Raw genomic sequence first — 19,333 nt, 5'->3', positions numbered from 1 at the left:
GGACAGGGCTGTTAAGGAGATCGACAGACAGGATTGGGGATGAGATACCCCGACAAACCAATAAAAGTAAGGTGAGTGGGATTTCCATGGCAGAAGCACAGGCGACTTCGGGCAAGCAGGGCGGCATTCTCGGCTGGATCGAACGAAGCGGCAACAAGCTGCCCGATCCGGTTTTCCTGTTCTTCTGGCTGATCGCTATATTGGTGGTTGTTTCCATCGTCGCCTCACTCACCGGGCTTTCCGCCGCGCATCCCACCGAAGTCGATGCCGACACCGGAGCGGCCACCATCATCACTGCACAGAGCCTGCTGAGCGCGGAGAACATCGCGCGGCTCTGGGTCGAAATGCCGCAGACCTTCACCCACTTCCATCCGCTCGGCTATGTGTTGGTCGTGATGCTGGGTGCAGGTGTTGCCGAGCGCGCGGGCCTGTTCGGCACAGCGATGCGCGCGGGCGTTCGGAATGCGCCGGTCTATCTGCTGACACCCATCGTCGCCTTCGTCGGCATGATGGGAAATCTTGCCGCCGATGCCGCTTATGTTGTTCTCATCCCTCTCGCCGGAATTATTTTCCATGCCGCCGGACGGCACCCGGTCGCGGGTATTGCCGCTGCCTTTGCCGGCGTATCGGGCGGGTTCTCTGCCAATTTGCTGCCCGGCCAGCTGGATGCGCTGCTATTCGGCATTACCGAGGCTAGTGTGGAGACGGTCTTCGGTGACTTTACAGCCAATATCGCCGGTAACTGGTATTTCATCGCCGCGATGACATTCATCTTCCTGCCGGTGATCTGGTTCGTGACCGACAAGATGATCGAACCCCGCCTCGGGCCGTGGAACCCCTCGATGGCGGGCAAGGCCATATCGCCCGAACAGCAGGGCGAAGTCGCCGATGGGGACCGCGCGCTTTCCGCCGCGGAGAGCAAGGGGCTGCGCTGGGCGGGGCTCGCCGTACTCTTCGTCATCGGCCTCTGGCTGTTCTTCACGCTCGGCCCGGGTACGCCGCTGATCGACGAGGATGCTTCGCCCGAAGCGCGGCTGACGCCTTTCTACCAGAGCCTTGTTGCAGGTTTTTTCCTGCTCTTTCTCCTCGCCGGCTGGGCCTATGGCAAGGCTGCCGGGACGATCGACGATCACCGGGGTCTTGTGAAGATGATGGCCGGGGCAATGGAGGATCTTGCCTATTACCTCGTTCTCGCCTTCGCCGCCGCGCATTTCGTGGCGATGTTCGCCTGGTCGAACCTCGGTCTGATTTTGGCAGTGAACGGGGCCGATTTTCTCGGCAACAGCGGTCTTCCCGCCTGGGCGCTGCTGACGGCGATCATTCTCGTCTCGGCCCTGCTCAACATCTTCGTCGGTTCGGCGAGTGCGAAGTGGGCGCTGCTTGCGCCGGTTCTCGTACCCATGCTTATGCTGCTGGGCATCTCACCGGAAATGGCAACCGCCGCCTATCGTGTGGGCGACGGGGCGACCAACATCATCACGCCGCTGATGGTCTATTTCCCGCTGATCCTGATCTTCTGCCAGCGCTGGCAGAAGGACTTCGGCCTCGGCAGCCTTGCCGCGACCATGCTGCCCTATTCGGTCGGCCTGTTGCTGGCTGGACTGGCAATGACCATCGGATGGGTCGTGCTGGATCTTCCGCTCGGCCCGGGCGCCAGTGTATTCATGGAGGTGCCGACAACGGTCGATCCGACCGCCCCGGCCATCGCGGAGTAAAGCCTACTCTTCGTCCTCGAGGTCGCTCGCGACCTTGGGGTCGGAGAGCAGCTTCTCGATCCGTTCCGCCTCATCGAAGCTTTCGTCAGGCTGAAAGGAGAGTTTGGGCGCAAATTTGAGCCCCAGACGCTTGGCGACTTCCTTCTGGAAAAAGGCCGTATTGGTGCGCAGTGCCTTCAGCACCGCCGCCTCGTCCTGCCCCAGCAGGGGTTTTACATAGGCCTTGGCGTTCCTGAGATCGGGGCTCATCCGCACCTCGGTCACGGAAATGTTCGACGCACGCAGCACATCGTCATGCGCCTCCCCGCGTGCGAGCAGTTCGGACAATATATGCCGCACCCGCTCGCCCACTTTAAGGACGCGCACCGATTGCTGTTCGGGAGTGGAAAGGTTGCGGGCCATCACTTTTCTCCGGTCGGACGTGGTGTGGGGATGGCTGTACTGCTCGACCGCGCCAGGAGGTTACCCTCCCCGTCGAACAACTCGCCTTCGAGAAAGGTTACGCGCCGTCCGCGGCGGACCACGCGCCCCTTGCCAACGAGCGGTCCCGCCTTAACCGGACGCAGAAGCGTCATGGAGATTTCGAGATTGAGCGGCGCTTCCTCGTGTTTCGTTGCCCAGACATGCGCCCAGCCCATTACCTCATCGAGGAATCCTGCGACGAGGCCGCCCTGCACGCTGCCGCGCGGGGTGATGAAACTTTCCGGTGCATGGAAGCGCAGGGTGATCTCCTCGCGCTCCTCGTCGAAGCTGTCGAAGGCCACGCCCATCAGCTCCGCATGAGCGGCGCCGAGGGCATGCCTTTGGGGATCAACGCTCACAGTGTGCGTTCACGCTCCTCGACCTCGAACACTTCAAGCTGGTCGCCCGGCTTGATGTCGTTCGTGTCGGCGAGGACCACACCACATTCGAGACCGGCGCGGACTTCGTCCACATCGTCCTTGAAGCGGCGCAGCGAGGCGATAGTCGTGGCCGAGACAATGACGTCTTCGCGCGTGAGGCGTGCATGCAGCCCCTTGCGAATGACGCCTTCCTCGACCAGCAGGCCGGCGGCCTTGTCCTTCTTGCCCGAACGGAACACTTCCTTGACCGCGGCACGGCCGACGACGTGTTCGATCCGTTCCGGACCCAGCTCGCCAGCCATCTCCTTTGCGATTTCCTCGGTCAGGTGGTAGATGACGTCGTAATACTTCATCTCCACGCCGTCGCGTTTCACCAGTTCGCGCGCCTTGGCATTCGGCCGGACGTTGAACCCGATGATGGGCGCGTTCGAGGCGGCTGCCAGCTGCACGTCGCTTTCGGTGATTGCACCCACGCCTGCGTGCAACACGCGGACCTTGATGAGATCGTTCGACAGATTGTGCAGTGCGGTCGTGATCGCTTCCACCGAGCCCTGCACGTCGGCTTTCACCAACACTGGGAATTCGACCACGTTCGAGGCGAGGTTGTTGAACATCGTATCGAAGCTGGTCGGCGCAAGCGCGGTGCGCTTTTCGGTCGCCTTTTCCTGGCGATACTGCGCGACTTCGCGGGCACGCTGTTCGTTTTCGACCACGGTCAGCACATCGCCAGCGCTCGGCACGCCGCCAAGGCCGAGGACCTCGACCGGCATCGAAGGTCCGGCCTTCTTGATCTGCTTGCCCTGGTCGTCGACGATGGCGCGGACACGGCCGCTCTGCGTGCCGACTACGAAGGTGTTGCCACGTTCCAGCGTACCGCGGGTGACAAGCACGGTCGCGACCGGGCCGCGGCCCTTGTCGAGCTGCGCTTCGATGACGGTTGCCTCGGCCATGCGGTCGGGGTTCGCCTTCAGTTCGAGCAGTTCGGCCTGCAGCGCGATCTTCTCGAGCAAATCGTCCAGACCGGTCTTCTCCTTGGCGGAGATTTCCACGTCCTGCACATCGCCGGACATCGATTCCACGATCACTTCGTGTTCGAGCAGGCGGGTGCGGATGTTGTCCGGATTGGCTTCCGGCTTGTCCATCTTGTTGATCGCCACAATCATCGGGACGCCTGCGGCCTTGGTGTGATTGATGGCCTCGATCGTCTGCGGCATGATGCCGTCATCGGCGGCAACCACCAGCACCACGATATCGGTGATGTTGGCACCCCGCTGGCGCATCTGGGTAAAGGCGGCGTGGCCCGGCGTGTCGAGGAAGGTAACGGCATCGCCGCCCTTCGTCTGCACCTGGTAGCTGCCGATATGCTGTGTGATACCGCCGGCTTCGCCCTTCACCACATTGGCGCCGCGAAGCGCATCGAGCAGCGAAGTCTTGCCGTGGTCGACATGGCCCATGATGGTGACCACAGGCGGACGGGGCTTCAGCGTCTCTTCCGGATCGACATCGGCGTCGTTCGTAATGTCGACATCGGCCTCGGAGACCTTCTCGATATTGTGGCCGAACTGTTCGACCAGCAGTTCCGCCGTATCCTGGTCGATCGTCTGGTTGACGGTGACCATCATGTCGAGATTGAAGAGCTCCTTCACCAGGTCGGCGCCCTTTTCGCCCATGCGCTTGGCCAGTTCGCCGACGGTGATCGCCTCGGGGACGATGACGTCGCGTACCTGCTTCTCGCGCGGCTTGCTGGAGCCGCCGCCCTGCATGCGGCGTTCCTTTTCGCGCGCACGCTTGAGCGCGGCGAGGCTGCGCGCACGGCGGCCTTCGTCCTCGTTCAGGGCCTTCTTGACGGAAAGCTTGCCGGAGCGGCGCTTGTCCGGCGTTTCGGCAACGCGCGCAGGCTTGTCTTCTTTCTTCTTCGCGCGTTCGGGCTTCTTGATTTCCGGACGCTTGACGGGCGTGAACTGCCGCGGGGCCGGAGCAGGCGAACTCTCATCGGCAGGCTCTTCCTCTGGAGCAGGTGCTGCTGCTTCCTCTGCAGGCGGGCTCACAGCCTCGTCCTCTGCCTTGCTTGCTGCTTCTTCTTCGGCCTTGCGCTTGTCTTCGGCGCGTTTCTTCTCGTCTTCGGCGGCCTTCTTGGCCTGCTCCTCGTCACGCTTGCGCGCTTCTTCGGTCAGGCGCAGGCGCTCTTCCTCGGCCTCGCGGGTAAGACGCGCGACGCGTTCCTGCGGAGTTTCCGAAGCGGGCGCGGCCTTTTTCGGCGCGGGCTTCTTCGCTGCAGGAGCAGGTGCAGGTGCCGGGGTCGGCTCAGGCGCAGGCGGCGGAGGAGGCGGCGGCGTCTCGCCGGGCTTCAAGAGCTTGCGGCGGCGCTTCACCTCGACCGCCACCTTGTTGGTGCGGCCGTGGCTGAAGGTCTGCTTGACCTCGCCCGGCTGCGCGCCCTTGAGGCTCAGCGGTTTACGGGCAGGTTTCTTGTCGTCGTCGCTCATTCTTGCTCGTTTCTCTTCGTTCAATCGTTCGTATCGTCACCGGCGCGTACGGATGCGCGCCCGAATTCGTCGGGCCAAGATCCGTTCGGAATTTCTTGCCCCAGATAATGCATCAGCCGCTTCAAGGGCTTGAGCACCCGCGCGGCCGCAGCATCGTCGGCCAGACCGAAGTGGACGACATTGTCGCGGCCCAATGCCACAGACAGAGCGTCGCGGTCCAGTGGCAGTGTCCAGCCGCGTTCGCCGCTGCCTTCTGCCTCACGTCCTACACGCCAGGCCTGATCGAGCTTCTTGCGCCCGTCTTCGCTCGCGTCGCTGGCATGGAAGAGTGCCGACACTCCGCCCATGCGCGCGGACTCCGCTATACGCTGTGTGCCCAAGATAAGGGCTCCGACGCGCATTTCGAGACCCAGTCGGTCGAGAAATACGCGCGTGAGCGCATCCGCGATCCTTTGTGGCAGATCCTCGGGTATCTCGAGGTCGCCGGTCTTGAACGCGCGCGCCAGGCCCGCTTTCAGTTTCCCGTTGCGCTGCGCCTCCTCGATCGCCGTGCGCGAGGAACAGATCCATGCCCCCCGTCCCGGCGCCTTTTCCTGCGCATCAGGCAGGACGAGGCCGGAGGGCGAGGCGGCAAGCCGGACCAGCGCATCGCGCGAGCCCGTCTCTCCGGTCAATATGCAGCGCCGCTCGGGCTCCGGTTTACGGGGCCTGCGGGCTTCAGCGATGTCGGACGTCAGGCTCTCATTGGGTGGAGTCCGCATCGGCGGCCTCCTGCGTGTCGGCGGCTTCGGCAGATGCCGGAGCTTCCTCTTCGGCTGCTGCCTTCGGCTCCTCGTCCTCGAACCAATGCGCGCGGGCAGCCATGATGATCTCGTTGCCCTGCTCTTCGGTCAGGCCGTATTCGCCCAGCACACCGCCCTTGTCCTGCTCGCGCATCGGACGGTCGCGGCGCATAGGCGGGCCATCGGTGTTGTTCCGGCGGCGCGGAGCTTCGCGCTTCTTGGCGATCAGTTCGTCAGTGGCGAGGTCCGCCACATCGTCGAGCGTCTTGAGACCCGCTTTGCCGAGCGTGACCAGCATTGCTTCGGTCATATGCGGCAGTTCGGCCAGATCGTCTTCGACGCCCAGTTCACGGCGCGCGGCACGATGCGTTTCTTCCTGCCGATCGAGCGCTTCTTTCGCACGGTTCTGGAGTTCTTCGGCCAGTTCCTCGTCGAAGCCTTCGATGCCGGCCAGCTCTTCCAGCTCGACGTAAGCGACTTCTTCCAGCTCTGCGAAGCCTTCGGCAACGAGCAGCTGCGAAAGCGTTTCGTCGACGTCGAGTTCCTCTTCGAACATCTTGGAGCGCTCGGCAAATTCCTTGCTGCGCTTTTCCGAAGCTTCTTCCTCGGTCATGATGTCGATCTGGTTGCCGGTCAGCTGGCTGGCGAGGCGGACGTTCTGGCCGCGGCGACCAATGGCGAGGCTGAGCTGGTCGTCGGGCACGACGACTTCGATGCGGCCATCTTCCTCGTCGAGGACGACGCGGCTGACGGTGGCCGGCTGGAGCGCGTTCACGATGAAGGTCGCGCCGTCTTCCGACCAGGGAATGATGTCGATCTTCTCGCCCTGCAGTTCCTGCACGACCGCCTGGACGCGGCTGCCCTTCATGCCGACGCAGGCACCGACAGGGTCGATGCTGCTGTCATGGCTGATCACGCCGATCTTGGCGCGGCTGCCCGGATCGCGGGCGGCGGCCTTGATTTCGATGATGCCGTCGTAGATTTCGGGCACTTCCTGCGCGAACAGCTTGCGCATGAAATCGGGGTGCGCGCGGCTGAGGAAGATCTGCGGCCCGCGGTTGTTGCGTTCGACCTTGGTGATCAGCGCGCGGACACGCTCGCCCACGCGGGCGGCCTCGCGCGGGATCTGCTGATCGCGGCGGATGACGCCCTCGGCGCGGCCGAGGTTGACGATTACATGGCCGAATTCGACCGACTTGATCACACCGGTGATGACTTCGCCGGCGCGGTCCTTGAATTCTTCGAACTGGCGCTCGCGCTCGGCATCGCGGACCTTCTGGAAGATCACCTGCTTGGCGGACTGCGCATCGATACGTCCAAGATCGACCGGGGGCAGCGGATCGACGATGAAGTCACCGACCTTGGCATCCTTCTCGAGTTTCTCGGCAGCCTTCAGATCGACCTGCTTGAAATAATCCTCGACCTCTTCGACGACCTCGACGACGCGCCACAGGCGAAGGTCGCCGGTCTGCGGGTCGAGCTTGGCGCGAATGTCGTTCTCCGCGCCATAGCGGTTACGGGCGGACTTCTGGATCGCCTCTTCCATCGCCTCGATGACGATGGACTTGTCGATCATCTTTTCCGATGCGACCGCATTGGCGATTGCAAGGAGTTCTGCCTTGTTGGCGGAAATGGCACTGGCCATCAGTCGTCTGCCTTTTCTTCTACGATGTCTTCGGCACCACTCGTGTCGAGCGGCTGGGTGGCGGCAATGAGCGCGTCGGTCAAGACGAGCTTTGCCGTGTGGATCTGGTCGCGGTCGAGTTTCACCTCGCCCGCCTTGGCATCTATAATGACAACGCAATGACCTTCGATGCCCTTGAGGTCACCCTTGTAGTTGCGCTGGCCGTCGAAACCCTTGACCATGCTGATCTTCGTTTCGTGTCCGGCCCACTGCTCGAAATCCTTCGCGCGGGTGAGCGGACGGTCGATACCGGGCGAACTGACTTCGAGGTGATAGGCCCCTTCGACCAGCACTTCGCCCTGCTCTTCCAGCTCGTCAATCCGGTCCGACACGCGGCGCGAAAGTGCAGCGCATTGTTCGATCAATAGCTGGCCCGTCGCCGGGTCTTCCGCCATGATCTGGAGCGCCTGCGCCCCGTCCCCGGCTTCGGAAGGCATCATCTTGACGCGCACGAGCTCGAAACCCAGCGCCTGCGCTTCGGGTTCGATTATTTCGTTCAAGCGGTCAATATCAGCCATTCATGCTCCGGTATGGACTTGCATTGCGACAAGGGGCGACAAGCGGGTTTCGTGCCGGCCCCTTGCGGCGCCAGCCCCACAGTGTCGCGACAATGTCGGGATTGAGGGCCAGATAGGCGCGAGTCCCGCCAAAAGCAAGTCTCGTTCAATCGTCGTCGGTGAGACCGTGCTTCTTGATGGCATGGCGCAACTGGTCGTAGCTGAGGCCCAGCGCCTTAGCGGTCTGGCGCTGGTTCCAGCGATGCTTGCCGAGCGCGTGCTCGAGAATGGCCTTTTCATGAGCATCCACGGCGCTGCGCAGGTCCTCGACGGCGTCAAGATCGGGTGCCGCCAGTTGAGTAGTAGCTGCAGGACTACCGTCGGACCGTTTCCGCGACGTTGGAGGCGAGACCGGCTTCCACGGGCTTTCGAACGGGTCGAACTGGACATGTCCGATCGGGCTTCCCCAATCGTCCCAGCGATAGACTGCCCGTTCGATCACATTGCGCAATTCGCGGACATTACCAGGCCATTGATGGTTTTCGAGCTGCTGCGCGACATGCTCGGAAAAACCCGGCCAGGCTTCCCATCCCAGTTCGGCACCCATGCGGCGGCCGAAATAGTCGGCCAGCACCGCAATATCTCCCTCGCGCACGCGCAGGGGTGGAAGGGTGATAACCTCGAAACTGAGGCGGTCGAGCAGGTCGGCGCGGAAGTCGCCCCGCTCGGCCTTGGCGGGCAGGTCCTCGTTGGTGGCGGCGACGATGCGGACATCGACGTGGATCGGGCGCGAGGAACCGATACGCGTGACCTCGCCATATTCCACGGCGCGGAGCAGACGCTCCTGTGCGCCCATCGACAGCGTGCCCAGTTCGTCGAGAAAAAGCGTACCCTTGTCGGCTTCCTCGAACCTTCCGGCGCGCTGTCTGGTAGCACCGGTGAATGCCCCTGCCTCATGACCGAACAGCTCCGCCTCGATCAGTGTTTCGGGCAAGGCTGCGCAATTCATCGTGACGAGAGGTTCTTCCCATCTGTTGGATAGGCGATGAAGTCGCTCGGCGATCAATTCCTTGCCGGTACCCCGTTCACCGATGACCAGCACGGGCCTGCGCATGGGCGCCGCACGACTGGTGCGCTCGACCGCGTCAAGAAAAGCGCCGGACTGGCCAATGTACTGATTTTCCCGCTCCATGGCCAAGATATAGGAATTTTCACCAAGGGTTGGCAATACCCACCACAATGCCGTTCGTCGAAAACTCTGAAAGGCGCGTTTTTCTGCGGTAAATCGAGTTTGGCACATCGCTTGCTTAACCTGGGACAACACCAGTTCACGTCCAGGGAGGACACCATGTACAACCGCAAGTTCTTCAGCACCCAGCTCGGCAAGGCCGCCCTCGCCAGCATTGCGATGATGACGGCTTTCGTTGCGCTGAGCTCGCAAATCACGGTCACCACGCCCATGCCGATGGTGGCATCTATCGGGCATGTGGAAATCGCGTGAGCGACCACAAGCATCCCCTTGGGCCGGAGCGCCGCACTCCCGAAAGTCCCCAGCGCAAGTCCCGCGCAGCGGACGCTCCGGCCCGCCCCAAGCGCGTGACCCTCTCGCGTCTCGACAGCGAGGTCGAACGGCTCCGCCGCTCGCCCACGCCGACGCAGGATAGCGGCCGTGACCGGGCCAACCAGTTTTTCTCCAGTGGAGTACCTTTAATGGGAATCTTCAGCCGTACCCGCGACATTATTGCGGCCAATTTCAACGATCTCCTCGATCAGGCGGACGATCCGCAGAAGATGATCCGCATGATCATCATGGAAATGGAGGAGACGCTTGTCGAAGTTCGCGCCAGCGCCGCCCGCACCATTGCCGACCAGAAGGAAATGCACCGTCACACGGTGAAGCTGGACAAGCTCCAGGCCGACTGGGGCGAAAAGGCGCAGCTCGCACTGTCGAAGGACCGCGAGGACCTGGCCCGTGCAGCACTGGTCGAGAAGAAGAAGGCTGCCGACATGGCCGACCAGCTCAAGCAGGAGATCGCGGTGCTCGACGATGCTCTACGCGCCTACGAGCAGGACATTCACAAGCTGCAGAACCGCTTGCGCGAAGCCCGCAGCCGCCAGACCGCCATCGCTGCGCGTCTCGAAAGCGCGGAAAACCGCGTCAAGCTGCGCAGCCTGATGACCGAAGACCGCGTTGACGAGGCACTCAGCCGGTTCGACCAGCTCGAACGCCGCGTGGACTATGCCGAAGGGCGCGCCGATGCGCTGAGCATTTCGGACAGCTCGGGCAAACCGAACCTGGCCGACGAGATCGCCGCGCTGGAGGGTGCCGATGCGATCGACGACGAACTTGCCCAAATGAAAAAGGCGCTCGGCAAGTCCGAAGACGCCAAGAAGGAGGACTGATCCGTGGACGACGTTTTTGCAATTGTCGCGATCTTCATCGCCTTGCCGTGGATCATCCTCCACTACATCACCAAGTGGAAGACCTCCGCCACGATCACCACTGACGACGAAGCCCTGCTCGAGGAACTCTACAACCTCGCCAAGCGGCTCGACGAACGGATGGATACGGTCGAACGTCTCGTCGCTTCCGACAACCCCGACTTCCGCCCCGCCCGCCTTGTCCATGACAGCGAGCAGGACAACCAGCAGCTGCGCGAACTCGAACAGATGATGGCCGAGAAAAAAGGAGCAACCAAGTGAACAGCCCCCGCACCACCCTCTATCGCGACAAGGCCAATGCGAAGTTGATGGGCGTCTGCTCCGGCATCGCGGACTATACCGGCGTCGATGCCTTCTGGGTTCGCCTCGGTTTCCTGGGTCTGACCTTCATCACTGGCGGTTCGACCATCCCGTTCTATTTCCTGGCCGGCATCCTGCTGAACAAGAAGCCCGCGCATCTCTATTCGGAACCGGACGAGCAGCGTTACTGGCAGCGCGTCCGCCAGAGCCCGAAGCGCACCGCACGCGAAATCCGCGCCAAGATGAAGGATGTGGACCGCCGCCTGGCCGAGGTCGAAACCTTCTACGTCAGCAGTAATCCGCGCCTGAACGCCGAAATCGAACGGCTGCGGTAAGCGCACGAGAAGGGGAGGAGAACGATGGATTTGGGAATACTTATTCCGCTTGCGCCCTTCATCATGGTGCTCGGTATCATCTACCTGGTGAACCAGCGCAAGCTTGAGGAAAAGCGCATCTCGGCTACCGCCGAGGCCAGTTCCGAAAAGGCCGCGCAATATGCCAGCCGCGTGCAGCAGCTCGAAGATCGCGTGCAGGTGCTCGAACGGATCGTCACCGACAAGGGGTACGATGTCGCCACCCAGATCGAAGCTCTGCGCGACCACCGCCGGGTGGACGATCAGGGAGCGGGCGTGGCGCTCGAAATGAAGAAGGGGGAGAGGGCATAATGGACTTCGGCGACGCGACTTTCGTCATCGTACTCATCGGGCTCAGCTATAGTGCATGGGTAATCAATAACTGGATCCGCGCGAAGAACGGCTACCCGCTGGAAGACGAGTTCGGTGGCAAGACCGAGCGGTCCAACACGGCCGAGGAGAAGGCTCTTCGCCAGGAAAACCGCCAGCTTCATGACAAGCTCGATGCCATGCAGGACCGGATGATCGTACTTGAAAAGATCGTTACCGACCGCGGTTATTCGCTGCACGACGAAATCGAAGCCCTGCGCGACCGCCAGCCCGACAGCGGAGTACCGCTCAACGTGAAGCAAGGGGAGAAAGCGTGATGGAACTGATCACCGAAACCACAGTGATCTTAGGCGTCATTGCGATGTCGCTGGCCTGGGTCGCCAATACCTGGATCAGGGTCAAGAACGGCTATCCGCTCGAAAACAGCTGGGGCAAGGCAGTCTATCCCAAGAACGACCAGGCGGTCGAACGGGTTAAACTGCTGACTCAGGAAAACGCCGAACTGCGCGCCGAGCTTGGCTCGCTCAAGGACCGGCTCGGCAATGTCGAGCGCATCGTGACCGATAGCGGCTATCACCTGACCAGTGAAATCGACCGGCTACGAGACGGTAGGGAGGCAAACTGATGGACGCCGACCTCATCCTGATCTTCGGCTTCATCCTGCTGACTCTCATGATCGTCATGCCGATGGCGTACCTCTTCCAGAAGCGTGAGGCCGAGCACAAGGAGCGCAAGCTGGAACTCCAGGCGCGCGCCGAGGAAGCAAAGGCCGAACAGGCCCGCTTCTCCAATGGCGATTATTCAAAAATGGAAGAGCGCGTGCGCGTACTCGAACGGATCGCGACGGACGGCAATCATGCGCTGGCCTCGCAGATCGACGAATTGCGCAAGCTCGACAGGATCGAGGATCGCACAGGAGCATCGTCATGAGCGCATGGGCCACTGTCGCAATCATCGCCATCATCGTGTGGGGCGTGGTCCAGCTGAGCAAGGCCCGCCACCGCGCCGACCGCGGCATCGTTGTCGACGAGCGCGGTAACGAGAGCGTCGCGGACAGCGGAACCGACGCCGAGACGAACAAGGAAATCGAGGACCTGCGCGAACGCATCAAGGTGCTGGAGAGAATCGCCACCGACGGCAATTCGCTCGACACGCAGGAAACCAAGAGGATCGCCGCCGAAATCGAGGCCCTGCGCGACAAGCGGGCCGAGTGAGGCGGGAAAGAGGAAACTGGTTCAAGGAGGACATGGGGAAATGTTCGAACCGACACTGATAGTCGCCGCTGCCAGCCTGACCGGCCTGGTCATCATTGCCGCCGCCATGCTGCGCGGATGGCAGGGATGGCTGGACCTGAAGCGCAGCGAGCTCGAAGGTCATCAAGGTCCGCGACAGGAAGGCTCGTCGATCGGTGCTGCCCGGATCGAGCTTGCCGATCTGAAGGAGCGGATCAAGAAGCTCGAGGCGATCGCCAGCGGGGTGGACCTGTGAACAGCCACACCGGGGAAGCTGCAAAGGCCGGCATCGGGCTCGGCAGCGCGATCGCCGTGGCGATTTCCTGGGCCCAGAACCAGTCGATCCTCTGGGCCATATTTCACGGCTTCATCAGCTGGATATATGTCATCTATTATGCCGTCACCCGCCCCGGCGGCATCACCGGCTGAGTCCAATGGACGCGTGTGCCGGCACCCGCTAGATGCCCCGCCCATGCGAGACCTTTCCGATATCCAAGAAGAATACGAGTTTCTCGAAGGCGACGAGCGGTACCGGCTGCTGATCGAGCTGGGCCGCGAGCTGGACGAGATGCCGGACGCGCTCAAGACCGACGCCACGCTGGTACGCGGCTGTTCGGCCAGCGTCTGGGTCTATCCCACCAGCGATAAGGGCAAGCTGCATTTCCTTGCCGACAGCAATGCCGCCATAACCAAGGGCATCGTGGCGCTGGTGATTGCCGCGGTTCAGGATCGGCCTGCTAGCGAGGTCGCCGAAATGGACATTCACGCTGCACTCGAGCCTTTCGATCTCAAGAACCAGTTGTCGAGCAACCGTACGCAAGGCGTCCCCAACATGATCGCGCTGGTAAAACAACACGCGGCTCGTATCGCAGCCGGCTGATATGCGCGCGCTTTACCGCGTTCTCGGCTATTTAGCGGTGGCTCTCGGTGCAATCGGGGCCTTCCTGCCAATCATGCCGACCGTCCCTTTTCTGCTGCTGGCGGTGTATTTCTTCGCCCGCTCCAGCCCCGAGCTCGAAAAAAGAATCCTCGACCACCCGCATTGGGGCCCGCAGGTCAAGGACTGGCGCGAACGCCGCGCGATCAGCCGCCGCGCCAAGACCATGGCGATCGGCGCAATGGCCACCGGCGCGGTGTTCACCTGGTACACACTGGGATCGCCCTACTACTGGATATCGATCGCCATCCTCGTGATCGCCGGCAGCTGGATAGCGACGCGCAACGAATAAGCCGCTTTCCTACATCATGCAGCTTGCGTTATGTCCCGAGAACGCGCTTCAGGATCATGGATTTCCAACCGTGCTGGGGGGGGGCGGTACCACCCAGGTGTCAATCAGGATATTTCTGGAAAAATCATATATTAACAGAAACTTGCCTTATTTTTTGACCGGTTGACACTGTGTCAACTTCGTCACCCGGCTCCCATCGCAGGCACACGCAAGATCAACCGCTCGCACTTTCGCGCACCACGGCCTCGCCCGCCTCGCGCTGGCGCCTGAGTTCAGCTTTCAGGCTGGCCGGATCGCGCGCGAAGACGAAGCCGAAACTGACCCCGCCTTCCTTGCCGATGGTCGCATGGTGCAGCTTGTGCGCCTGCACCAGCCGCTTGGCATAGCCCTTCTTCGGAACCCATTTGAAATAGCGCTGGTGGACCAGCCCGTCGTGCACCAGCGTGTAGATCACGCCGTAGAACAGGATACCGAGGCCGATCCAGGTTGCTGGCCACCATGCGTCGGCTCCCATTACCCACGCGCTGCCGAGCGCGAACATCGAAATGCTCGCCGCCGCTCCGACGATGGCATAGAGGTCGTTCTTTTCCAGCAGATTGTCGTGCGGCTCGTGATGATCGCGGTGCCAGCCCCATCCGAAGCCGTGCATGATATATTTGTGGCTGGCCCATGCCACCCACTCCATAGCCGCCACTGTTGCCAACACGATCAGTATGGGAAAGACGATTTCCATGACCGCAATATAGGCGCTGCCGGTCTCCGGCGCAAAGCCTACTCGGTCGCAGGCGATGCCTTGCGAGGCATGCCGAAGCATTTTTCCGCGACTTCACGGCTGATGCGCGCTGGACGGTGGCTGTCGGCATCGAGGCAGCACCACATGCTCTTCACCTCGGCCAGCACATCTTCGCCCCGCCGGATCACCGTATTGTAGAAGCTGCGCGCGCCCTTGATCTTTTCCAGCACGGTTTCGGCAATCACCTCGTCATCGAGGAAGGCCGGCTTGCGATAGGTGATTTCGTGCTTGAGCGCGACCCAGGCCTTGCTCGCCACCTCGTCCGCGGGCGCGAGCTTGCGCCAGTGCGCCAGCACCGTGTCCTGAACCCAGTTCAGGTAGCGCGCATTGTTCACATGCCCCATGAAATCGATATCTGCGGGAAGAACTTTGATCGGAAAAGAGAAGGGTTTTGCTGACATAGATGTAAATTAACAGATAAAACATTACGGTTCCATGATTCTCTCGTGACAAAAGGCATTCTTGGGCTGCCCTTCGATTTGCCATTTTGCCAAATGCCCCCGCCCTGCCGCACATTGGGCGCATGGCGAGCAAACCGCGCACACTCTACGAAAAGATCTGGGACGCTCATGTCGTCGAGCGACAGGATGACGGCACCTGCCTGATCTATATCGACCGGCATCTGGTCCATGAAGTCACCAGCCCGCAGGCCTTCGAAGCCTTGCGCCTTGCCGGGCGCAAAGTCCGCCGCCCGGATCTGACGCTGGCAGTTCCCGACCACAATCTTCCGACCACCGCCCGCACGGCAGCCGACGGTTCGCGCCTGCCCATCAAGGATGCGCAAAGCGCGGCACAGCTCGCCGCACTCGAAGCCAACGCCCCCTCTTTCGGCATCGACTACATCGACGCCGTCGCGCCCGAACAGGGCATCGTCCACGTCGTCGGCCCCGAACAGGGCTTCTCGCTTCCCGGCACCACCATCGTATGCGGTGACAGCCACACGGCGGCGCATGGCGGGATCGGCGCGCTGGCTTTCGGCATCGGGACGAGCGAGGTGGAGCATGTTCTCGCCACGCAGACGCTGCTGCTGCGTCCGAGCAAGACAATGGAAATACGCGTCGAGGGCGAGTTGGGACCCGGTGTTACACCCAAGGATCTCATCCTCCATATCATCGGCGTGATCGGCACCGCGGGCGGGACAGGCCACGTCATCGAGTACCGCGGCGAGGTGTTCGAGCGTATGAGCGTGGAAGGGCGCTTGACGGTCTGCAACATGAGCATAGAGGGCGGTGCCCGCGCTGGGCTGATCGCGCCCGACGAAAGTGTTTTCCGATATCTGGAAGGTCGCCCTTACGCGCCGATCGGTGAAGATTGGGATCGGGCCGTTCGGTGGTGGCGCTCGCTCGCGACCGACGAGGATGCCGAGTTCGACAAATCGGTCGTCATCCAAGCCACGGATATCGAGCCGACCGTAAGTTGGGGAACCAGCCCGGAAGATGTGGTGGCCATCGGCGGCAAGGTCCCCTCCCCCGACAGCTTCGGCGATCCTTCCAAGCGCGAGGCGGTACGCAAGAGCCTCGACTATATGGGACTCGTCCCGGACACCCCGATGGAAGAGGTCGCGGTCGAAAACATTTTCATCGGCTCCTGCACCAATAGCCGCATCGAAGACCTCAGGGCAGCCGCAGATGTCCTGAAAGGCCGCCGGAAGGCACCGGGCGTGCGCTGGGCTATTGCCGTGCCGGGTTCGGGCCTCGTGAAGCGGCAGGCGGAAGAAGAGGGGCTGGACCGCATCTTCATCGATGCCGGTTTCGAATGGCGCGAGCCGGGCTGTTCGGCCTGCCTCGCCATGAACCCGGACAAGGTTCCGCCGGGCGAACGCTGCGCCTCCACCTCCAACCGCAATTTCGTGGGCCGCCAGGGGCCGGGTTCGCGCACCCATCTCCTCAGCCCGGCAATGGCTGCCGCCGCCGCGGTGACGGGCCGCCTCACCGATGTACGCAAACTGATGGGCGAGTGACCCCTTGCCCTCGGCGCGTGCAAATCCCATGAGAGGGTCATGACAAAGCTCCCCAAAGGCAAGGCCGCCATCGCCGGTGCGATCGGCTCCGCCGCAATCGCTGCAGCGCTGCTCTATGCGAACAAGCGCCGCGAAAAGAAAAACCAGCCGAAGCAGCCGGGGCCGATCCCTTCCGGCGAGAAACCGGAGACCGATTGAGATCGCGCTACAGAGGAGAGAGCAACATGTCGCCGAAATCAGTATTTCTGACCGCCCTGCTGGCGGGCATCGCCGCCCCTGCCACCGCGCAAGAAGCACCGGATATCGAGATGTGGCGCCTAGACTGCGGCACGATCGAACTCGGCGACACCGCACCCTTCTCAGATACGCATCTTTACGATGGCCAGCCTCGCACTTTGACCGACAGCTGCTACCTTGTCCGCAACGGCGAGAACTATCTGCTGTGGGACACCGGCCTGCCGGCGGCGCTCAAGGGCAGCAGCGCGAAGCAATGGGTGTTCACTCTAAGTGTCCAGCGGACCATCGCCGAACAGCTGGCCGAACTTGACCTTGCGCCCTCCGACATCACTTTCGTGGGCATCAGCCACTACCATGACGACCATATCGGCCAGGCGGCGGTATTTCCTAGCGCGGAACTGCTCATCGGGAGCGGCGATGCCGAAGCGGCAAGCTCCGGCCAGATGGAGGCGACCCGTGCGCAGCTCGCCCCCTGGCTGGCCGAAGGCGCATCGGGTAAGGTGACGCGTATCGCAGGAGACCATGACGTCTTCGGTGACGGGTCGGTCCGCATCGTGGCAATGCCCGGCCATACCCCGGGCCACAAATCGCTGGTCGTGGATTTGCCGCAGTCCGGCACCTACATGCTGACCGGCGATCTCTATCATTTCGAGGAGCAAATCGAAAACGCGGGCGTGCCGACGTTCAACACGGATCGCGCCGATACACTCGCCTCGTTCCACCGCTTCAACCAGATGGCCGGCAATCTCGATGCGACGATCGTAATCCAGCACGATCCGCGCCATCTAGGCCGCCTGCCGGCATTTCCCGAGAGCGCGAAATAGTGGAAGCCGTTTCGACCATAGAAGGCCGCGCGATCCCGCTGGGCCTCAAGAATATCGATACCGACGTCATTATCCCGGCGCACTGGCTGAAGACCGTCAGCCGCGAAGGTTTGGGCAAAGGCGCCTTCGAGACGATCCGCCAGACTCCGGGCAACCCCTTCGATGTCGAGGATTTCGCCGGCGCTCCAATCCTTATTGCGGGCGACAACTTCGGCTGCGGGTCGAGCCGCGAACACGCCGCCTGGGCCATGCTCGACCTGGGCCTTACCGCAGTGATCGCGCCGAGTTTCTCGGACATCTTCTCGGGCAATGCCTTCAAGAACGGCATCCTGGCGGTCGAACTGCCGCAGGAACAGGTCGACCGGCTGCTCGAAGTCGCGAAGGATCACCCAATCACCATCGATCTCGAAAACCAGGTCGTCACTACCCCGTTCCAGGATCGTTTCGCTTTCGAAATCGATCCTTTCCGCAAGCATTGCCTCATGGGTGGCCTCGACGAGATCGGGCTGACGCTGGAGCGCGATGCAGCCATCGAAAATCACGAGAAACAGCGCGCGACCGGGCTTCCCTGGCTCGACACGCCCAATAAAAACCGGAGAGAACACGCATGAAAGCAGTCCTGTCGAAAGAGACCGGCGGCCCCGAAACCCTAGTCGTCGAGGAGGTGGACACACCAACGCCCGGCAAGGGCGAGGTGCTGATCGACGTTGCAGCCTGCGCGATCAACTTTCCCGACACGCTGATTATCCGCGATATGTACCAGTTCAAGCCCCCCCGCCCATTCGCCCCGGGCGGCGAAATTTCGGGCACCATCGAGGCGCTGGGCGAAGGTGTCGAAGGTTTTGCAGTCGGTGACAAGGTCATCTGCGGCGTCGGCAATGGCGGACTGCAGGAGAAGGTCGCGGTCGCCGCTGCGCGCCTGTTCAAGGTTCCCGAGGGCATAGACCTGGTCCAGGCATCGGCGCTGCTGATGACCTACGGCACGACGATCCACGGGCTTAAGGACCGCGGCGACATCAAGGAGGGCGAGACCGTCCTCATTCTCGGCGCAGCCGGCGGAGTGGGCCTTTCGGCAGTCGAACTGGCCAAGGCCTATGGCTGCCGCGTGGTGGCTGCCGTCTCCACCGAAGAGAAAGGTGAGGTGGCGAAGAAAGCCGGGGCGGACGAGGTCGTGATCTATCCCCGCGCCCCCTTCGACAAGGATCAGTCCAAGGCTCTGGCGCAGGCATTCAAGGATGCGGTTGGCCCCAATGGCGCCGACATCGTCTACGACATCGTCGGCGGAGACTATTCCGAGCCGGCACTGCGTTCGATCGCCTGGGAAGGCCGCTTTCTTGTGGTCGGCTTCCCCGCAGGAATTGCGAAGATGCCGCTCAATCTCACCTTGCTGAAAAGCTGCGACATTCGCGGCGTCTTCTGGGGCGCGTTCACTGCGCGCGAGCCGGAACGGAACAATGCCAATATCGCCGAACTGTTCGATCTCTGGAAGGCGGGTAAGATCAATCCGCTGATCAGCGAGACCTATCCAATCGAGCGCGCGCATGAGGCTATCACGAAGCTGGAAAATCGCGGGGCGATCGGAAAGCTTGTGGTGACGATGGATTAATCGCCCCATGCGCCCTTGCCG

General features: G+C 62.1%; 28 protein-coding genes. 19 read left to right on the top strand and 9 right to left on the bottom strand.

The annotated features are described in order from the left end of the window. Nucleotides 1-86: 86 nt before the first annotated feature. Nucleotides 87-1,715: an AbgT family transporter gene (locus AC13CE_RS10210; RefSeq protein WP_482972289.1), complete on the top strand. Its 1,629-nt coding sequence runs from the start codon at nucleotides 87-89 to the stop codon at nucleotides 1,713-1,715. 3 nt (nucleotides 1,716-1,718) lie between these two features. Here the strand turns inward: AC13CE_RS10210 and rbfA are convergent, their stop codons facing one another. The 7 genes from rbfA to pspF form a co-directional block, all read right to left on the bottom strand. Next, entirely contained in the window at nucleotides 1,719-2,117 is a 399-nt protein-coding gene (gene rbfA / locus AC13CE_RS10205; protein ID WP_221539433.1) for a 30S ribosome-binding factor RbfA, read from the bottom strand. Continuing rightward, a complete protein-coding gene (locus tag AC13CE_RS10200; protein WP_345719443.1) occupies nucleotides 2,117-2,536 on the bottom strand; it encodes a PaaI family thioesterase in 420 nt (139 codons plus the stop codon). The genes rbfA and AC13CE_RS10200 overlap by 1 nt, the downstream gene beginning before the upstream one ends. Beyond that, nucleotides 2,533-5,043, bottom strand: a complete 2,511-nt coding sequence (gene infB / locus AC13CE_RS10195) for a translation initiation factor IF-2 (protein ID WP_482972288.1) — start codon at nucleotides 5,041-5,043, stop codon at nucleotides 2,533-2,535. Before infB ends, AC13CE_RS10200 begins: the two co-directional genes overlap by 4 nt. A 20-nt stretch (nucleotides 5,044-5,063) precedes the next feature. After that, entirely contained in the window at nucleotides 5,064-5,804 is a 741-nt protein-coding gene (locus AC13CE_RS10190; RefSeq protein ID WP_482972287.1) for a DUF448 domain-containing protein, read from the bottom strand. Further along, nucleotides 5,785-7,470, bottom strand: coding sequence for a transcription termination factor NusA (nusA, locus tag AC13CE_RS10185; protein ID WP_482972286.1), 1,686 nt, complete (start codon nucleotides 7,468-7,470; stop codon nucleotides 5,785-5,787). Before nusA ends, AC13CE_RS10190 begins: the two co-directional genes overlap by 20 nt. Beyond that, on the bottom strand, nucleotides 7,470-8,027 hold the full coding sequence (gene rimP, locus AC13CE_RS10180) for a ribosome maturation protein RimP (protein WP_482972285.1): 558 nt from the start codon (nucleotides 8,025-8,027) through the stop codon (nucleotides 7,470-7,472). The genes nusA and rimP overlap by 1 nt, the downstream gene beginning before the upstream one ends. 145 nt (nucleotides 8,028-8,172) lie before the next feature. Next, nucleotides 8,173-9,198 carry a phage shock protein operon transcriptional activator gene (pspF, locus tag AC13CE_RS10175; RefSeq protein ID WP_482972284.1) on the bottom strand — a complete coding sequence of 342 codons (1,026 nt, stop codon included), beginning with the start codon at nucleotides 9,196-9,198 and terminating at the stop codon, nucleotides 8,173-8,175. A 156-nt stretch (nucleotides 9,199-9,354) separates the two neighbouring features. On the opposite strand from pspF, the gene AC13CE_RS10170 reads away from it, so the two are divergent. Genes AC13CE_RS10170 through AC13CE_RS10110 form a run of 13 tightly spaced genes read left to right on the top strand, consistent with a single transcriptional unit; the run spans nucleotide 9,355 to nucleotide 13,892 of the window. After that, nucleotides 9,355-9,507 (top strand): hypothetical protein, encoded by a 153-nt coding sequence (locus AC13CE_RS10170; protein ID WP_221539446.1) that lies wholly within the window; start codon nucleotides 9,355-9,357, stop codon nucleotides 9,505-9,507. Then, nucleotides 9,504-10,409 (top strand): phage shock protein PspA, encoded by a 906-nt coding sequence (gene pspA, locus AC13CE_RS10165; RefSeq protein ID WP_425594521.1) that lies wholly within the window; start codon nucleotides 9,504-9,506, stop codon nucleotides 10,407-10,409. The genes AC13CE_RS10170 and pspA overlap by 4 nt, the downstream gene beginning before the upstream one ends. A 3-nt stretch (nucleotides 10,410-10,412) precedes the next feature. Continuing rightward, the gene (gene pspB / locus AC13CE_RS10160) at nucleotides 10,413-10,709 is read left to right on the top strand and encodes an envelope stress response membrane protein PspB (protein WP_482972283.1); all 297 of its coding nucleotides are present in this window, start codon (nucleotides 10,413-10,415) and stop codon (nucleotides 10,707-10,709) included. Further along, on the top strand, nucleotides 10,706-11,083 hold the full coding sequence (gene pspC, locus AC13CE_RS10155; RefSeq protein WP_221539450.1) for an envelope stress response membrane protein PspC: 378 nt from the start codon (nucleotides 10,706-10,708) through the stop codon (nucleotides 11,081-11,083). Before pspB ends, pspC begins: the two co-directional genes overlap by 4 nt. A 24-nt stretch (nucleotides 11,084-11,107) precedes the next feature. Continuing rightward, a complete protein-coding gene (locus AC13CE_RS10150; protein ID WP_482972282.1) occupies nucleotides 11,108-11,413 on the top strand; it encodes a hypothetical protein in 306 nt (101 codons plus the stop codon). Then, a complete protein-coding gene (locus tag AC13CE_RS10145; protein ID WP_482972281.1) occupies nucleotides 11,413-11,748 on the top strand; it encodes a hypothetical protein in 336 nt (111 codons plus the stop codon). Before AC13CE_RS10150 ends, AC13CE_RS10145 begins: the two co-directional genes overlap by 1 nt. Further along, entirely contained in the window at nucleotides 11,748-12,056 is a 309-nt protein-coding gene (locus AC13CE_RS10140; RefSeq protein WP_482972280.1) for a hypothetical protein, read from the top strand. The genes AC13CE_RS10145 and AC13CE_RS10140 overlap by 1 nt, the downstream gene beginning before the upstream one ends. Next, nucleotides 12,056-12,361, top strand: a complete 306-nt coding sequence (locus AC13CE_RS10135; RefSeq protein ID WP_221539456.1) for a hypothetical protein — start codon at nucleotides 12,056-12,058, stop codon at nucleotides 12,359-12,361. The genes AC13CE_RS10140 and AC13CE_RS10135 overlap by 1 nt, the downstream gene beginning before the upstream one ends. Beyond that, nucleotides 12,358-12,645 (top strand): hypothetical protein, encoded by a 288-nt coding sequence (locus tag AC13CE_RS10130; protein ID WP_482972279.1) that lies wholly within the window; start codon nucleotides 12,358-12,360, stop codon nucleotides 12,643-12,645. Before AC13CE_RS10135 ends, AC13CE_RS10130 begins: the two co-directional genes overlap by 4 nt. Before the next feature lie 40 nt (nucleotides 12,646-12,685). Beyond that, nucleotides 12,686-12,919, top strand: coding sequence for a hypothetical protein (locus AC13CE_RS10125; RefSeq protein ID WP_221539459.1), 234 nt, complete (start codon nucleotides 12,686-12,688; stop codon nucleotides 12,917-12,919). Then, complete coding sequence (locus tag AC13CE_RS10120; RefSeq protein WP_482972278.1) at nucleotides 12,916-13,092, top strand: hypothetical protein; 177 nt, start codon at nucleotides 12,916-12,918, stop codon at nucleotides 13,090-13,092. Before AC13CE_RS10125 ends, AC13CE_RS10120 begins: the two co-directional genes overlap by 4 nt. Before the next feature lie 43 nt (nucleotides 13,093-13,135). Continuing rightward, nucleotides 13,136-13,543 carry a SufE family protein gene (locus AC13CE_RS10115; protein WP_221539463.1) on the top strand — a complete coding sequence of 136 codons (408 nt, stop codon included), beginning with the start codon at nucleotides 13,136-13,138 and terminating at the stop codon, nucleotides 13,541-13,543. 1 nt (nucleotide 13,544) lies between these two features. After that, entirely contained in the window at nucleotides 13,545-13,892 is a 348-nt protein-coding gene (locus tag AC13CE_RS10110; RefSeq protein ID WP_482972277.1) for a YbaN family protein, read from the top strand. A 214-nt stretch (nucleotides 13,893-14,106) separates the two neighbouring features. Here the strand turns inward: AC13CE_RS10110 and AC13CE_RS10105 are convergent, their stop codons facing one another. Together AC13CE_RS10105 and AC13CE_RS10100 are read right to left on the bottom strand one after the other, a co-directional pair. Beyond that, nucleotides 14,107-14,625: a sterol desaturase family protein gene (locus AC13CE_RS10105; protein ID WP_473822115.1), complete on the bottom strand. Its 519-nt coding sequence runs from the start codon at nucleotides 14,623-14,625 to the stop codon at nucleotides 14,107-14,109. 38 nt (nucleotides 14,626-14,663) lie between these two features. Further along, nucleotides 14,664-15,086 carry an acyl-CoA thioesterase gene (locus AC13CE_RS10100; RefSeq protein ID WP_482972276.1) on the bottom strand — a complete coding sequence of 141 codons (423 nt, stop codon included), beginning with the start codon at nucleotides 15,084-15,086 and terminating at the stop codon, nucleotides 14,664-14,666. 122 nt (nucleotides 15,087-15,208) lie between these two features. On the opposite strand from AC13CE_RS10100, the gene leuC reads away from it, so the two are divergent. The 5 genes from leuC to AC13CE_RS10075 are packed head-to-tail and all read left to right on the top strand — an operon-like array spanning nucleotide 15,209 to nucleotide 19,312. Continuing rightward, complete coding sequence (leuC, locus tag AC13CE_RS10095) at nucleotides 15,209-16,645, top strand: 3-isopropylmalate dehydratase large subunit (RefSeq protein WP_482972275.1); 1,437 nt, start codon at nucleotides 15,209-15,211, stop codon at nucleotides 16,643-16,645. 39 nt (nucleotides 16,646-16,684) lie between these two features. Continuing rightward, nucleotides 16,685-16,843 carry an isopropylmalate isomerase gene (locus tag AC13CE_RS10090; protein WP_160608011.1) on the top strand — a complete coding sequence of 53 codons (159 nt, stop codon included), beginning with the start codon at nucleotides 16,685-16,687 and terminating at the stop codon, nucleotides 16,841-16,843. A gap of 26 nt (nucleotides 16,844-16,869) precedes the next feature. Then, nucleotides 16,870-17,706, top strand: coding sequence for an N-acyl homoserine lactonase family protein (locus AC13CE_RS10085; protein ID WP_482972274.1), 837 nt, complete (start codon nucleotides 16,870-16,872; stop codon nucleotides 17,704-17,706). After that, a complete protein-coding gene (gene leuD / locus AC13CE_RS10080; protein WP_482972273.1) occupies nucleotides 17,706-18,317 on the top strand; it encodes a 3-isopropylmalate dehydratase small subunit in 612 nt (203 codons plus the stop codon). Before AC13CE_RS10085 ends, leuD begins: the two co-directional genes overlap by 1 nt. Beyond that, nucleotides 18,314-19,312: an NADPH:quinone oxidoreductase family protein gene (locus tag AC13CE_RS10075; protein WP_482972272.1), complete on the top strand. Its 999-nt coding sequence runs from the start codon at nucleotides 18,314-18,316 to the stop codon at nucleotides 19,310-19,312. Before leuD ends, AC13CE_RS10075 begins: the two co-directional genes overlap by 4 nt. Nucleotides 19,313-19,333: the final 21 nt, after the last annotated feature.

This window comes from Qipengyuania sp. B-5, assembly GCF_056857815.1.
The sequence above is the reverse complement of the archived record's forward strand: the minus strand, read 5'-3'. Positions and strand labels throughout refer to the sequence as shown.